Origin of the sequence: Paenibacillus sp. FSL H3-0286, from assembly GCF_045040705.1 — a bacterium.
GTDB classification, from domain to species: domain Bacteria; phylum Bacillota; class Bacilli; order Paenibacillales; family Paenibacillaceae; genus Paenibacillus_AQ; species Paenibacillus_AQ odorifer.
This window is the reverse complement of record NZ_CP150285.1, coordinates 3,598,185-3,612,963: the sequence shown is the minus strand read 5'-3', so window position 1 is coordinate 3,612,963 and position 14,779 is coordinate 3,598,185. Positions and strand designations below refer to the sequence as shown.

Below are 14,779 nucleotides of genomic sequence, written 5' to 3'. Positions count from 1 at the left end.
CTTGAACATTTATTGGATGGTATGGTTTGCGAGATCTTCAGCCATCGGGTAATTCCATTCCACGACAGCTTCGGACAGCTTTTCGTCCACAATGGATCTATACTTCTGCTGCGCCAAATTCAGTGCGATGGCATCCTTCACATGATCGAACGGCTGAACAGCTGCATCATCTGCCGACAGGCAGTAAAGTAGGTGGATAGCCCCATTTTCAGTAAACAAACCGCTAAACTCTCCCGGCGCCAGTTGCTCTGCGGTAAGCAATACCTTTGGATTTTCCAGAGCTGCTGTTCGCCGTGAAGCACTTGTTATTTTCACCTCGCCAACGTTTACGCCAAACTCTTTTGCCTGGTCTTGGAAGCCTGTGCCTGAAGAATCTGTTGCTGCTGTCGCTGTTGCTATTGCATGGAGCTTTACCATTCTTTCTAAGGCTTTTTGCTGATCTTTGTACTCTGTTTCTGGGCCAAAGGGAAGCGTTGCCCATTCCAGACGAATCGTTCCCGGCAGAGAATATTTCGCAATTAGATTTGCTGCATATTCCAATTTCACCTGTTCGTCTGAAATCACGATACTTCCGTTACTGCGCATGGCCTCAATCGTGGCATCCTCAAGGTTGCTCATGTAATAACTGAAATAGGCCTGCGCCTCCAGATGAAGAGGACCATACACCACCTCCTTATTCGCTACTGCCTGACTCCGCCGATTATTCTCGCGCTCCATCTCCTTGAGAAAACCTTCAAAACTGATATCCGTTACGACTCCTGCTTCTTGAGCAAGCTGTAGCTCCATCCGCTTCGTCAAAAGCTGAGTTTGAGCTGTATTGATCCATTTCTGCATTGGATTTTCGCCGGAATAGTAGGCAGACCAGAAGTCTTTTGAATAGTCGGCGTTGTAAGTTTGTTTAAAATAATCAACAATCAGTGCCCGATTCATTTGAAGATGCCAGTTGAACTCCGCTGCTGTGGCCTCCTGCCCGTTAAGGGTCAGAAGCATTTCTTCTGCTTGTGGAGCTTGCAACTTCTTCGCACCAATCAGCAGCAGGCTTCCTGCTAACAGAGCGGTCAGAATAACGATTAGCTGATTTCTTTTGGAATGAAGTTTTAGAGTCATATATTGATTCCTCCTCTCTTCCTTGGTGTTAAGCGCTTTCATTCTCTTCGATATTAGACATGTTTACCTTGAAATAACAGGCGAGAAAGCTGCGAAATGGTTTGCCATTTCACGATTTGACCGTAAAGGCCAGTTTTCGCCCCATAAAAAATGCTGCGGAGAATAGAAAAGTTACGTATTCGAACGTGGAATGTTGTACAATGTGCAGGAATTCAGCGCGTTTGTCGGGATTGAGCAGCAAATTGTTGTATATCAAGCATGATATCCATGCAATTACGGGATCGGAGTGATTTATAGAAAAGTCGATTTGCAATCATCACTGATTTAGTGTGTTCCTCAATTTTTTTTGATTGTAAAATCATCTAATAAAAACAAAGGCAGTCCGGAATTTTCCAGACTGCCTTGCATTGTTCTTAAGACTGATCTGTGCCCGAAAACATACAGAAATTCAAGACTCCACCTTTGACAATCTCATCATGTGACAGAGAGTGGTGCTGCCATAGCGATCCGTTCCAGTGGACGGATTTACTGTACACATTGGCGGGGCTGTTGTTCTCTGCTTCAATGATCCATTGCTGCCCATTTTCAAGCTGAATAGTTACCTTATCAAAAAGCGGGCTGCCGAGCACATATTCAGGAATTCCAGGACTTAAAGGGTACAGGCCGATGGCGCTCCAAATAAACCAAGCACCCATGCTGCCGTTATCTTCGTCGCCGGGTAAACCATCCATCTGGCTGCTGAACAGTTCGGTCATGGTTTTGCGGACCCAATATTGCGTTTTGGACAGCACTCCCAGTCTGGCAAATATATAAGGAATGTGGAAGCTCGGCTGATTGCTGATGGCAAACTGCCCCAGATCGGCGGAGGCCATTTCCGACATTTCGTGTATTTCCAAACCATAGGATCCCACTTTAAATACCGGTTCCTCGGTCATCAACTGATCCAGACGCTGGACAAAAGCCTCTTCACCACCCATCAGCCCGGCTAGTCCCGGGAAGTCGTGGGGCACTGCCCAGCTCCCCTGCCAAGCCCCGCCTTCACAAAACGGATTACCCCACTCCAGAGGATCAAATGCTTCCTGCCAAGTACCGTCCTCATTGCGACCTCTCATAAACCCAACTGTTGGATCAAACAGCAGCTTATAATTCTGTGCCCGAGCCATAAAACGCTCATAATCATCCATTTTGCCAAGTGTTTTGGCAATCTGCGCAATACAGAAATCTCCGTATACATAATCCAACGTGTTGCTTACACTTTCATGGAAACGGTCATGCGGCAGATAACCATGCTGCAAGTACAATTCAAGGCCCCTTCTGCCCAGCTTCTCGTCCACTGATGGACGATCTGCATGCTTCAGAAGACCTTCATACAGTACCTCTGTATCAAATCCGCCGATGCCCTTAACCACGGCATCCGCAGCTGCGGCATCAATCAGTGTGCCTGGCATGGCACTGCGCTCCCCTGGTGACAGCCACTTTGGCAGCCAGCCGCTCTCCTTGTATGCCAATGTCCACGCCTGCATAATCTCACCCAATAAAGATGGGAATAAGATACTGTATAAAGGAAGGCTGGTTCGGTATACATCCCACAGCCCGATATCCGAATACATTGGACCCTGGCAGATGCTGCCATTAAAAGGGCTGTAATGGATTTTCTCGTTCTGCTCGTTATATTCATGCCACGTTCTCGGGAACAGGCAGATTCGGTACATGCAGCTGTAAAAGGTGCGGAGGTTCTCTTCATCTGCGCTTTCAGCAACAATGCGCCCCAACCGTTCTTCCCAGCTTGCCTCTGCTTTATTCAAGATCTCTCCGAAGCCGTCTTCCCCAATCTCTCGGTTCAGATTAAGCAGCGCCTGCTCTCCGCTAATAAAGGAAGTCCCGCACTTCACTCCCACTATGCCAGATTCCGGTGCAGCTATTCCTACGTAAGCGCCCAGTCGTTCGCCAGTCCCTTCATGGGTCCCCAGTGGCTGATAATCTCCGTTAAAGATTCCCGACTCCTCCATGTGAAAATCCCTATCGAACTGGAACACGAAATACATCGCGAAATTATCGGGCACCCCGGCGGTATGGCCTCTTGTGTAGCCGGTGATTCTACGTTTATCCGGCTGGAAGGTGAGATGTGACTCACCTTTCAGAGGTGCTATAATAAGCCTGTTCTGCTGCCTCTCAGCGAAAGTTATTCTTATCGCTGCACAATGTTCGGTTGGAGTCAGCTCAAGCCGGGTGCGGTAACGTTGAAGAAACACATCGAAATAGTGAGGGGACACTTGCATCTCTTCCGTTTTGAAGGAAGAAGAACGTGAACCGGGACTGAGGAGCAGTGGACCTGTCTGCGGCAACAGGGTCAGATGCCCATAATCTCCGATCCACGGGCTGGGCTGATGGGTCAGCCGGATGCCCTCTAGGTGGCGATGGCGCGGGTGGAAGAACCAGGTTCCACCTGCTTCATAGGTTTGCGGGCACCAAGCCGCCATACCAAATGGCAGCGCTGTAAGTGGCAGTGTATTGCCATGTGAATACCGGAAATCTGACTCCGTCCCCTGTAATGGATTTACATAATCTAACCAACCCAAATAGATACACTCCTTTAGCCAGTTTTCACCGGCTCTATATTCTCCGCTCTTTACTGATACCGGTTAAGATAATCGGAATACTTGAACATCTCCAGCTTCCACCCGCACAGTCAGTTTTGTAGTTGTGGGTTTCAATAGATTCATTGGTTGAATTTCAGCGCTGCCATCATCAAACCACGGTTCGACAGAAGTATAAACAATACCCAGCGTAACGTCAGCCTTAACCGCCATATCCCCTTCATTATGAACATAAAGAAATGCCCCTCGGTCCTGCTCACCTTCCCACTCGGAGAGATCCGCGCGGACACCGCCGCTTGCTTGTACATACGGCTGCAGCTTTAGTTCCTTCTGTAATAGATCCCGCACCAGCTGAAGCGTTCCGGGATGTCCATCCTGCCAGTAGGCAGCCGCAAGCAAGGTACCGAACCATACGGCACGCCCGTTGCCATAAGCGGCGGTAGTCAACACAGGCATGCGGTCCTCGGCAAATTCAGCCAGTACCTTCACATGGCTTTCCAGCTCGATATCCGATTTGTAATAGGATCCGTGCGCCGTATCGTCTGCTGCCGATTCCTCCGCCTTGCTGTGCTCCATAACATTCCGCAACGGAATCGCTGTCCGTGATTCGAACGCAACCTGATGATAGCTGTGATCCAGGTTCTCAGCGGAATGAATCCAAGTCTCACGGACCCCGAACACCTGGTCAAATCCATAACCGGGCACCGTATAGCTGTGGCAGCCATTCTCTGCCTGAAGTGCACCGAACGAGCATTCCGAAATCAAGATCCCGCCCTTTTCCACCCACTGGCGTAGGATGTCACACAGTTTGCGGTTCAAATATAGAGGATAAGGCATCCACAAGCAGTGGTATTGCTCCAGTGTCTTCTCGTTAACATCCGTCTCATGCAGAAATTCAACTTTATAATTGAGCTCATGCAGTAGTTTATGGGCGCCTTGTAAGGAATCGTTGTAGGTGTCCAGATGATCATGTGCCGCAAAGTTAGCAACCTGGTTCTGCGGACTGAACAGAATGGCAATCCCGTCTCCGCGCCGTTTTGCATGCATCAGCTCTTGCTTATTGTTTTGCACCAGCTTATTTAGATGAGCCATATCCTTGTACCATGGGGTTGGACTTCCGTCCAAATATACACTGCCCCATGCAGGGGCCTCCTGTCCCAATATCTCTGGTCTGTACTGCCAGAACAAATATCCCGTGATGCCACGAGCGAGCGGGGTCAGAATATGCCGTTTCATTTCCCGCAGGTCCGGCTGACGCGGCTTCATTGCAGTATTGCCTGGCAAAGCATGAATCTCCGAATTGATAATGGGTTTACCTTTGGCGGCAGAGATCAGTAGATCAGCAGACCAGGCCGAGGACCCAAGGCTATTGCCTGTCAAGTCACAGGGCTCAGCCAGCTTGAAGTCGTCCGAACCCGCTGTAATCATATTAAAGATAGGGGCGGGCACAGTGTGGGCCATAACAGGATGCAAAAGATCCAGTGACTTCACTATATCTACCCGGCTCCGCAGCTCATCCGTTAAAGTACCGGACATGAACAGGCGCCAGTCCACCAGATCATTAAATACGCCTTGTCCACGCGGTGCCTCTACTTCCTCCCAGCTCCCGTAAGTCCGCTGCCATGATTCATTGAGGGCTTCCAAAGTAACATATTTATTTTTCAGCCATTCTTGGAACACCCACAGCGATTGCTCGCAATAACACACCTGGTTGTCAAAAGACAACTTGCGCTTGATTCCTGTGGTTAGTTCAGGCTCATTCCATAAATCCCAGACCCAGAGCGCCGGATGATCCTTAAAAGTCTTCACCGTCTCCGCCAGAAACTTTGCCTTTTCTTCGGCGGCAGCTGGATGATGATAACAGGGCCCCGGCGCTCCGCCGATCTGGCGGCAGTTAATCGCCCTTGGTTCCAGAATGGAACCGTCCGCTGTAACCATTTTGGAATCAGGATATTTTTTATAGAACCAGGCCGGCGCCACGTCGAAAATTACATTCAAAATGACCTTCAAACCATTCCTCTGCGCAATATCCATTAGCTCCTGAATATCATCGAAATGATAGGTCCCTTCTTTGGACACACTCGCGCGCCATTGTACCCAATATTTCACACAATTGAAGCCCTGTCCGGCAATATTGCTTAGGTCTTGTTCCCATTGATCACGGAAGGGGGTCGGGGAACGGTAATATTGAAACCCAAATGGAATAAATGAATCTTGCATCTAGTGTACTCCTCCTACAACGTTCAATTTCGATCTCTCTATGTTTATAAAAGCGCTTACTGCTCTTTTACGCTTAAAGTCTATCACAGTGGATTTTGCAAAAGTTAGGATGGAATCCTATGAAACGGTTTGCGAAGCTGTTGAAATGTTTGATCCTTACGCTACGTGGCAGTCACTGCGCAGAGTCACCGGGGAATATACTGCGAAATCGTTTGCGATCCTGACAACCTCAGAAATTATACCTCCTCTTTAAGAGGTTTCATGTTTATAATGGCTGTAAGACATATTAGAAACTACTTCGAGGTGAAGCCAATGTTGAAAGCGCTTGTAGTGGATGACGAATATCTGGTCCGCATGGGCATCACCCAGACCATAGACTGGGCAGAATACAACGTCGAGATCATAGGAGAAGCCAGCAATGGCGAGGAAGGATTGGAGCTTGCCCTAGTGCACCGTCCAGATGTGATCATTACCGATATTCGTATGCCGTATATGAACGGTCTTGAGCTCATCGAAAAAATACGGGAACAGGACATGCTCGTAGGGATTGTCGTGCTCAGCGGTTATGACGAATTTCAATATGCGCAGGCTGCTTTGCGTTATGGCGCCTCCACCTATTTGCTAAAGCCCATTAATATAGAAGAACTTGCAAATACAGTTCGAAGCGTCGGGGATGAAATCCTTGGCAAAAAGCAACTCTCCAAGCGGTATTCACAGCTTAATGAGGAATTGGCCTCGATCTCCAAGCAGTTCTGGCAGGATTTGCTGCATGACCAACTGCATGACGAAGAGTTTATTTCAAATAAGATAAAATTACTGGAACTGCAATTGGAACCTGGAAAAGCTATCCTACCGCTGTCCATTACCTTTCCTCCTGATAACGGCCTTCAAGGAAATACTGTAGGCAAAGCGCTGGAGGATGCAGCGGCGACTATTCTGGAAGCGCATTCTTTTGAGCAACTGTGTCTATTCCGGGACAGCCATCTGGAGTGGGTTATGATCCTTCGGACCGGGGAACCAGAGCTGGCCGGAGATTCTGCACGAAAATTGGGCAAACAACTATCTGAATGGAGCCAACAGCACTTCGGCCAGGCCTTAAGCGTCGGCATAGGTAAACCTGCGGGAGAATGGAACGGGATCGTAGATTCATACCGGCAGGCTGTACTTGCTGCGCAGCGTGCCCTTTCTGGCATTGAACGTGTGCTGTATGCTGAAGAAGAGGCTGGGGCTCGGTGCCGGCGTGAAATCAGGGACGCACTCGCTTTTATCCGGGAGCACTATGCCGGAAACATTACCGTTGAGATGGTTGCTGCGGCGGTCTTCGTCAGTCCAACCCATTTGATGCATCTATTCCGTAAAGATCTGAACAAAACCTTTTACGAATGTCTGACGGAATACCGTATCGAGGAAGCCAAACGTATGCTGCGCAATCCGAAGTATCGGGTGTACGAGGTTGGCAATCAGGTCGGCTTCACCGACTCCAAATATTTTAGCCAGATCTTCAAAAAAATGACGGGCATCCCGCCGAGTGAATATGCAAAAACCTATGGGTAAGCGGAGACTAGCCAACCGGATGGATTCCTGGATGAGGCGGTTCAAGATCAAAAGCCGGATTGTTGTTGTTCTGTTAGCAGGACTGTCTCTGCATCTGGTGCTGATGCTCGTTATTTTCAATTTTTATTCCTATACCTACCTACAAAAGGATCTGTACCGCCATGTCGTTCAGACTCAGCGCCAAATTGGGCTTAGCGTGGAGCTCATGGTCGATGACATTCAAATGTTGTTTCTGCGGTTTCTGGTGAACAGTGATATCTACCAAATCATCAATAATGATTCCCTGCCGTCAGCTGATAAGGAATCGCGAATCGGAGCTATCATCGACGGTATGCTGGCCCAGAACGACCTGGTGGGTAACGTGATTATCAGCACCAACGATAATATGCTTTATTCTTACCAGTCTAAGGAGCAGATGCTGGAGGTGCCTGAAGCCCTGTTCATCAAACGCATTCAGGAGAGCAGCATGCCTGTTGTCGGTGAGATCAAACGGGATGGAGAAGGCAATGCGTATATTCCATTCGGCCAGCAGTTCCGCAATTTCAATACAGGGCAAAATATCGGGGTCGTGATCATTTATGTCAGGGAGGCTGCTTTGGCGGACCTGTATTCCTCCAGCTTCACTGGCATCGGCTACTCCTTCCTGACTTCCGACAATCGGATTATTTCTCACCCCGACAAACGGCTCTTGGGCAATTTTTTGGAGGAACACGCCCCTCTTCGCCCAGGTAAAAAAGAAGGCTATCGTACCTGGTCAGATAACGGAAATTCCTACATCATTGCTACTTATCCTTTGAATCCCCGGTTGGAGACACTTGGGGTCAGCTGGGAATTCACCAGCGTGATTTCCAATCACAAACTGCTCTCGGGAATCGCCAAAGGCAATCAAAATGCGCTTCTGTTCGCCAGCGTTACCTTTATTGTGCTGCTGATTTTTTCCTTCTATCTGGCAGCCAAAATCACCCGTCCACTGCTGAACTTGAAGAAGAAGCTGAGCCTGTTTGGCAAAAAAGATCTGGCCGCTGTTTATGAACAGCGCGGTCAGGTTGATGAGATTTTTCAGCTTGAGAACAGCTACTATCAGATGGTGGAGCGGATCAGCCAATTAATGCTGGAGAAAGATGAGGAGAAAGAAAAGCAACGGAAAGCTGAGCTGACCGCACTTCAATCACAGATCAATCCCCATTTTCTCTACAACACACTGGATGCAATTGCCTGGATTGCCCGACTGAAGAAGCAGCCCGATATCGAACGACTGATTTCTTCATTAGCTACCTTTTTTCGAATCAGCCTGCATAAAGGCGACAAGTTCGTGACCGTGGACGAAGAAATCCGCTTGGTGCAGAGTTTTGTGACAGTTGAGCAAATGAGGTTTCCGGATAAGTTCGAGATTGAATACGAGATTGAGGAATCGCTGCGCAAGGTTCGCATTCTGAAGCTGATTCTTCAGCCTATTGCAGAGAATGCGATCAAACACGGCATCAGCGAGAAACGCGGGATGGGCCGAATCTGGATTAAAGGCGAATTAGTGGCAGATGAGATTCGCTTCACAGTGACTGATGACGGGGTGGGATTTTCCAACGGTGCGACGCTTAGCCAAGCCAAGGAAGATGTGTTGTTTCAGAGCGGGTATGGACTAAGAAATGTGGACGAACGAATTAAACTGGAATATGGTCCTCAATATGGTTTAAGTATCTCCAGCACACCGGGGCAAGGCACCACAGTTACGATCAACTTGAAGAAGGAACTGCCCAATTAGCGAATTTAGTTTATAAATGCGGACATAACAAAGAAATCGATCCTTTTTGAGTGGGTAGGCGGGACTTCTACTTTGCTTAAAAAGACGATTTCTTGTTTTATTCTGAGTAGTGGCAAATTAAAGATACTTTCGAGAATTATAGGTGCTTTAGTTGTATTTAATACAGCTAAAGCACCCTTTTTTTGCAGCGAGCAGAAGTTTAAGTGTATTTGGTACATCTATACGTTCCAATTCTGTTGGCAGCAACTAACTTTCCGAATAATAAGTGTACTGAATACAACTATATCTTACTTCATCCGTTTATTGCCCACGCTAGATGTATGAAATACACTTCGGTTAGCGATTTTCATGATTCAGACTCCATCTTATCTTAGTCTTTCATTGTTGAATTAATCTTCAGGTACAACTGCTTCAGTGGATTAACTATACTGCCGCTAAGCACTGAGATCAGCAGCCAGAACACTATGAACACTACGAGGTTCAGGGCGAGCATTAAATACTTAAACGTTCGCAGCTCTGCATTCATGCCATCTGCTGAGATATAGGTGACAATCCGCTCTGCCGATTCCGGTAGTGGATAGAGCAAAATCAGGCCGTCAGCCGTTTCCCGCTCCAGCAGATCTGCATCACCTCTGCCTGTACTATTTTGATCGATACCCTGTGTCACTGGCTCAGCCAAGGTAGCTTTTTCCGAAGTAACTAGTGCTGCTTTGATCTCCTGCAGTCGCTCCTTCGGGACATCGGCAGCACTCAATAGCTTCCCGTTTCCGGTCAGTAGGTAAACTTCATTTTCCCCGTAGATTGTATTCTCGCCAGATAGGTAGAAGCTGTAAAGCTTGTCAATCTCCACTTCGAGCGAGAGCAGACCGAGGACGTCTCCCATCGAACCCTTAATTTTTACTTCAAGCAACAGACGGTCGCGCAGATCCGAAGGTGCATTCATTAGATGCTCCCGGTTCAGCACCGTCCAGCGCAAAGCCTGCTCTCGGTTATTTAGAAATTGTTCCATCCCTGGATCTTTTTTGATCTCTGCAAAGGGCAGCAACCCGGAAACATTGCTCGAGGAGTAAGTTCCCCCTGCTTCTCCCCAAATGTAAATGCCGAGAATGTCACTACTGGAAGAACGTATGCCCTCAAGTATCGGAGAGATTGCCCCGTCATATGTTGGTTTTTTCAGCGCATTCTGCACCACCTGGTTGTTGGATATAAGCTTCGAGGTCTCCTCCAGCCAGTTCATGAACAGAAGTGTGTTCTTATGCTGCTGGCCAGTGTACTGAACGGATAGCTGCCGCAGCATGTCAAGGCTTCTATGCTCCATAGTACGGTACAGAATGAAGCTCGAAGCGACAATATAGACAGTAATGAACAACACCAGGACTAGGCGGATATTGCGGCCGAACGATCTGAACATATGACTTCCCCATCCCCCTCCGGTGTATGAATCATGAAAACAAAATCAACTGAAATCAGACTAACAGCTAAGGTGACTAATGTCGATCTCCTTGTAAAAGTAACCCTCATCTGTCTCATGCACTTCATGATTAGGCAGAATTATTGTAATTGCCGATCCGGTTTGCCAGGAAGCTTTCATGTGGAAGATCTCCTGTCCTGTTACTGAACGGATCTCCCATTTGATGTTTATTGGGCCGATACTTGTATTTACGGTTCCGCTGGCCTGCCGCAGTTCTCCATAGTGGGGCTTTATAGTTATTCCCTCTATTCCTTGTTGGACACCCAATATCCCTCTGGTGAACTCAGTGATCGGCAGTGCGCTCCATGCGTGGCAGTCACTTCTGGTGCCGGTTGAATCTATTTCTGGAAGTGTAGTGAGATTAAGCTCCAACTGCTTCAACCACCGTGTCCATAGTCCGAACGAGCGGTCATACATTCCGCATTTCTCTAGCGCGCGGAATAGATAGTAGCTCATCGGCAACGAAAGCTTAGCCAGTGATGTGTCTGTTAACGTTGACTCCAGCAGTGCCGCCCCTTCTACAACATCCACTGTGCCCGCCAAAACCGCCCAGACCTGCGTGTGCTGGCTATGCTGCGTTCCCGCAGTTGCCTCCGGACTGTCGCGGAACAGCAGACTGTTCGTTAGCCGGCAGCAATCCATTACCGCAGCGTTGACCGCCGCTTTGCGTTGACGCAGTTCACCAGCAATCTGTGTCCAACCGCTGGCTGCAAGCAATTCAGCCGCTTGCTCCAGCGCGGCCGCATACATCAGGCTCAGTACGGTTGCGGGTGCATCATCCGTACAATCCGGTGCGCCGAGCGGCCATTCCTCCACCCAATCGAAGTAATTCCAATATTGGCGGGGCGTTCTGTCCACCAGACCCTCCGGAGTCAGATGTTGATCGAACCAGTCCAGCACAGATAACAGCGCTAACCGGTACTGATTCACCAAGGCCATATCCCCGAAGGATCTGTAGTGGTCATGAATCATTCCGATCCAATATAGGGAGAAGGAAGGAATGACCTGCGGCAGCACAGAGGGATAGCGACTTTGCAGCATCCCGTTTGGTAGCTGAGAGGCCTTATAATCTTCCATAGCTCTCCGCGCTAACCGGTCGTCCCCTGATAATAGGTACGTAAACTCCATCATCAGTTTGGTATCCATGGTATACTGCAGCTGTTCATAATACGGAGTATCCTCGTAGGTCTCATGCATGCAGCGCTGAAGTGTTCGTACACTGAGCTCCCATAGTTGGTTATATTGTTCATCGGAGCAGTGAAAGTTTCCTTCCGGCTGCAGTGGATATCCGGTCTCCCTATAGCTAAAGCTAGAAATCGTTAGAGGCTCGACACCAGCCTGCACTTCCAGCCGTACATAGCGGAAAGTACGGAACCAGAACGGTTCGTAGATTTCCATCCGCGCAGAGATGCCGTAACCTGCCGGGTGATAGCTATCGTAGCCCCCTCTTAATACATGTTCCTTCGTATTATCGCGGACAGCTTTGCGGCGAATCTCATCATCCCCCGTTTCTTCTTCATAACACTCAGCGCATAGTAGGGTAATCCGGCTACCTTTGCCTCCAAGAAGTCTAAGCTGCAAATACCCTGTGGTTAGCTCGCCAGCATCCAACTCCAACCAAAAATGTTGCCCTGCTTCTATTGTTATTCCAGCGGAAGGCAGTACTGCGTTGGGTGAAGCGCCGCCATCTCCATTTCGCAGCTCCAGACTATGCCCTTCCTCAAAAAAGGCTTGCCCTACCCCGCTACTGCTGCGCATTAGCTTCAGAAAAAATTGCTCCCGCTCATACAACAGCGGAATCGGACGCCGGGCCAGCTGCCAAGGGGTTAATTGGCCATATTCATCCCGCACCGGTTGCACAATTCCGGTAGCAAGCCAGGCACTGTCATCATATTCGGGCAGTGTCCAATCCAGCAGCGCTGCGTCACCCCCCACTTCTTCCAGTCCACCCATCCAGCGTATGATCGGAAACTGCTGGAGCTTATAGCTGCGATCCTTAATACTTTTCCATGAGCTATCCGTATTTAGCTCCTGTACTAGCTGCCCGCCTTGTGTAACTGCCGCTTCCACAAGCAGACCGCCTTTTTGCGAGCGCCAGACGGACAAAGGTCCGTCTTCACCCAGTTCAAAGGGCGTAGTCCCTGCATAATGAACGACCATAACAGCAAGCACATTTAAACCTGGTTGTAGAACATTGTCCAGACTGAATTCTTCATAATACTGTATATGACCATGTCCTTTACAAGGACCGGCCCATAAACGCTGCCCATTGACGAACAGCCTGTAGCGGCTGTCTGCGGTAATGGCCAAATCCAGGGTGCAGGTCTTTCCGATACCAGCTGGCAGTTCGAACACTCTGCGAAAGTACGCACGCTCGTGCTGCTGTTCCCTATCCGCTGATCCTTGCTCCTCCTGCGGCCAGATCCAGCGTGCTCCCCAGTCTCCCCATTCTTTTGCTGCCATGTTATGCATATCTCCTTTATCTCATTTAAGTAGTTAAGGCAATCTACGCAGAAACGGCATCGCCGCCCTTCAGAAGGACGACGTCGCCGTTGGTCTGCGTTTTATTTAACCTTATCGAGATAATCACGTTGGAATTCTTCGGCAGCCCTATCCAAGATCTGTTGCGGTTCTGCGTTCTTGTCCGTCAGTACGGTTTGCAGTACGATATCCAGCTTTTGGTACAATTCCTGCGCGTTGACTGGTTCTTCCGCCCGCATCCCCTTGCTGCCATTGTCCATATAATCACGGAACAAATCCAGATTGACGTTGTTGTATTTGTCTAGAATCTTTTGTTCTTCTCCAATCCGTTTCTCATCAGTCCAAATCCGCAGCCCGTAAGGCCCTACGATCAGCCCTTGATCGCTCAGTGTCTTCTTCTCAATATCCCAACCGGTCAGTGCCTCTTCAGAGGACTCTGGTGTAAATCCGTAGGTTTTTAGCCATTTGAATCCGGCATCAATCTGCTCAGGTGTTACATTAGGCGAGAACATATATAGGCCGCCACCGAGCAGGGTTACAGGTTTCCCGATTGGTCCTACTGGAAGCGCGGACATTGCCACATTGTCCTTGGACATCTTAGTCTGTTGCTGGATGACCGGTGACCAGTCATTCGTGCCGAAGCTCATAGCGACCTGATCGGTTCCGAACAAGCGGAACATATCGTTCGTAACATCGACCAGATTGTTGTCGGGCAGTACATCATATTTCCATTTTAAGTCCTTCACATATTGCAGGGCCGCTGCTGCTTCCGGCGAATTGAACACCGCCTGCCATTTCCCGTCTACCTGTTTTTCAAATTCTGCTCCGTATGCCCAGGCAATGTTCATGAACATCCAACCGCCTTGACCACTTTTTGTAGGCAAGAACATTCCGGCTTTACCGGTCTTTTGTTTAATAATCTGCGCAGTTTCTGCTAGCTCTTCATATGTTTTAGGAAATTTAGGAATCCCCTTGTCGTCCAGCAGTCCAGCCTCCTTGAAAAGATTCATATTGTAGAGCATACCGATGACGTATCCGTCCTTCGGAATCCCATAATACTTGTCGTCCTTGGTAACCATTTTCAGCAGATCTGGATTGATCGCCTTGTCGTAGCCATATTTTTTCATCGTATCCGTTATGTCAGCCGCGTAATTTGCCTTGATGATTTTGCTTGTTTCTGTAAAAAAGGTTTCGTATACCGTCGGAAGCTGGCCGCTGGCCGCTTTTGGCAGGAATGAGCTGACATCATACCCCCATTCATCTTTGTCCACAATAATTTCCGGATAATTGGCTTTCATCTTCGCCATGACCTGCTCATACTGGGCGATTTTGGCTTCCTCATTCGGCTTTGGCCAGTTACTGACCTTGATCGTCACCTGTTGATTGCCCGCTGTCTCCGTCTTTCCTCCGGCATTCTTCTCATTGGAGCCGCCTCCGCAGCCAGCCAGTCCGGCAGAAAAAAGCAGCGTAAGTGCCAGTGTAGCTGTCAGGTTCTTGGTGTGTCCTTTTTTCAATGTAATTCCCCCTAATCTTATTGTTAAAGCATTCTTCGCAACATGTAAAGCGCTTTCTTTTAAATCTGAAATCATC

The 14,779-nt window shown here is 48.7% G+C and carries 8 protein-coding genes; 2 read left to right on the top strand and 6 right to left on the bottom strand.

Going from position 1 to position 14,779, the window contains the following annotated elements:
* Nucleotides 1-9: 9 nt before the first annotated feature.
* From MHB37_RS16295 to MHB37_RS16285, 3 genes are all read right to left on the bottom strand, one after another.
* Nucleotides 10-1,107 carry a hypothetical protein gene (locus MHB37_RS16295; protein ID WP_405168246.1) on the bottom strand — a complete coding sequence of 366 codons (1,098 nt, stop codon included), beginning with the start codon at nt 1,105-1,107 and terminating at the stop codon, nt 10-12.
* Nucleotides 1,108-1,520: 413 nt separating this feature from the next.
* The gene (locus tag MHB37_RS16290; protein ID WP_405168245.1) at nt 1,521-3,686 is read right to left on the bottom strand and encodes a GH92 family glycosyl hydrolase; all 2,166 of its coding nucleotides are present in this window, start codon (nt 3,684-3,686) and stop codon (nt 1,521-1,523) included.
* Between the two features lie 63 nt (nt 3,687-3,749).
* A complete protein-coding gene (locus MHB37_RS16285) occupies nt 3,750-5,924 on the bottom strand; it encodes an alpha-amylase family protein (RefSeq protein ID WP_076303721.1) in 2,175 nt (724 codons plus the stop codon).
* A gap of 270 nt (nt 5,925-6,194) precedes the next feature.
* On the opposite strand from MHB37_RS16285, the gene MHB37_RS16280 reads away from it, so the two are divergent.
* Together MHB37_RS16280 and MHB37_RS16275 are read left to right on the top strand one after the other, a co-directional pair.
* Nucleotides 6,195-7,478 carry a response regulator gene (locus MHB37_RS16280; protein ID WP_076218693.1) on the top strand — a complete coding sequence of 428 codons (1,284 nt, stop codon included), beginning with the start codon at nt 6,195-6,197 and terminating at the stop codon, nt 7,476-7,478.
* Nucleotides 7,479-7,509: 31 nt separating this feature from the next.
* Nucleotides 7,510-9,237 (top strand): sensor histidine kinase, encoded by a 1,728-nt coding sequence (locus MHB37_RS16275; protein WP_405168244.1) that lies wholly within the window; start codon nt 7,510-7,512, stop codon nt 9,235-9,237.
* Nucleotides 9,238-9,607: 370 nt separating this feature from the next.
* Here the strand turns inward: MHB37_RS16275 and MHB37_RS16270 are convergent, their stop codons facing one another.
* From MHB37_RS16270 to MHB37_RS16260, 3 genes are all read right to left on the bottom strand, one after another.
* On the bottom strand, nt 9,608-10,648 hold the full coding sequence (locus MHB37_RS16270) for a hypothetical protein (RefSeq protein ID WP_405168243.1): 1,041 nt from the start codon (nt 10,646-10,648) through the stop codon (nt 9,608-9,610).
* Nucleotides 10,649-10,708: 60 nt separating this feature from the next.
* On the bottom strand, nt 10,709-13,171 hold the full coding sequence (locus tag MHB37_RS16265) for a hypothetical protein (protein WP_405168242.1): 2,463 nt from the start codon (nt 13,169-13,171) through the stop codon (nt 10,709-10,711).
* A gap of 101 nt (nt 13,172-13,272) precedes the next feature.
* Complete coding sequence (locus MHB37_RS16260; RefSeq protein ID WP_405168241.1) at nt 13,273-14,703, bottom strand: ABC transporter substrate-binding protein; 1,431 nt, start codon at nt 14,701-14,703, stop codon at nt 13,273-13,275.
* Nucleotides 14,704-14,779: the final 76 nt, after the last annotated feature.

Bases quoted from the DNA above. Each gene is read 5' to 3' on its own strand.
- MHB37_RS16295 (WP_405168246.1), bottom strand. From the start codon at position 1,107: ATGACTCTAAAACTTCATTCCAAAAGAAATCAGCTAATCGTTATTCTG.
- MHB37_RS16285 (WP_076303721.1), bottom strand. From the start codon at position 5,924: ATGCAAGATTCATTTATTCCATTTGGGTTTCAATATTACCGTTCCCCG.
- MHB37_RS16280 (WP_076218693.1), top strand. From the start codon at position 6,195: ATGGCTGTAAGACATATTAGAAACTACTTCGAGGTGAAGCCAATGTTG.
- MHB37_RS16275 (WP_405168244.1), top strand. From the start codon at position 7,510: ATGAGGCGGTTCAAGATCAAAAGCCGGATTGTTGTTGTTCTGTTAGCA.
- MHB37_RS16270 (WP_405168243.1), bottom strand. From the start codon at position 10,648: ATGTTCAGATCGTTCGGCCGCAATATCCGCCTAGTCCTGGTGTTGTTC.
- MHB37_RS16265 (WP_405168242.1), bottom strand. From the start codon at position 13,171: ATGGCAGCAAAAGAATGGGGAGACTGGGGAGCACGCTGGATCTGGCCG.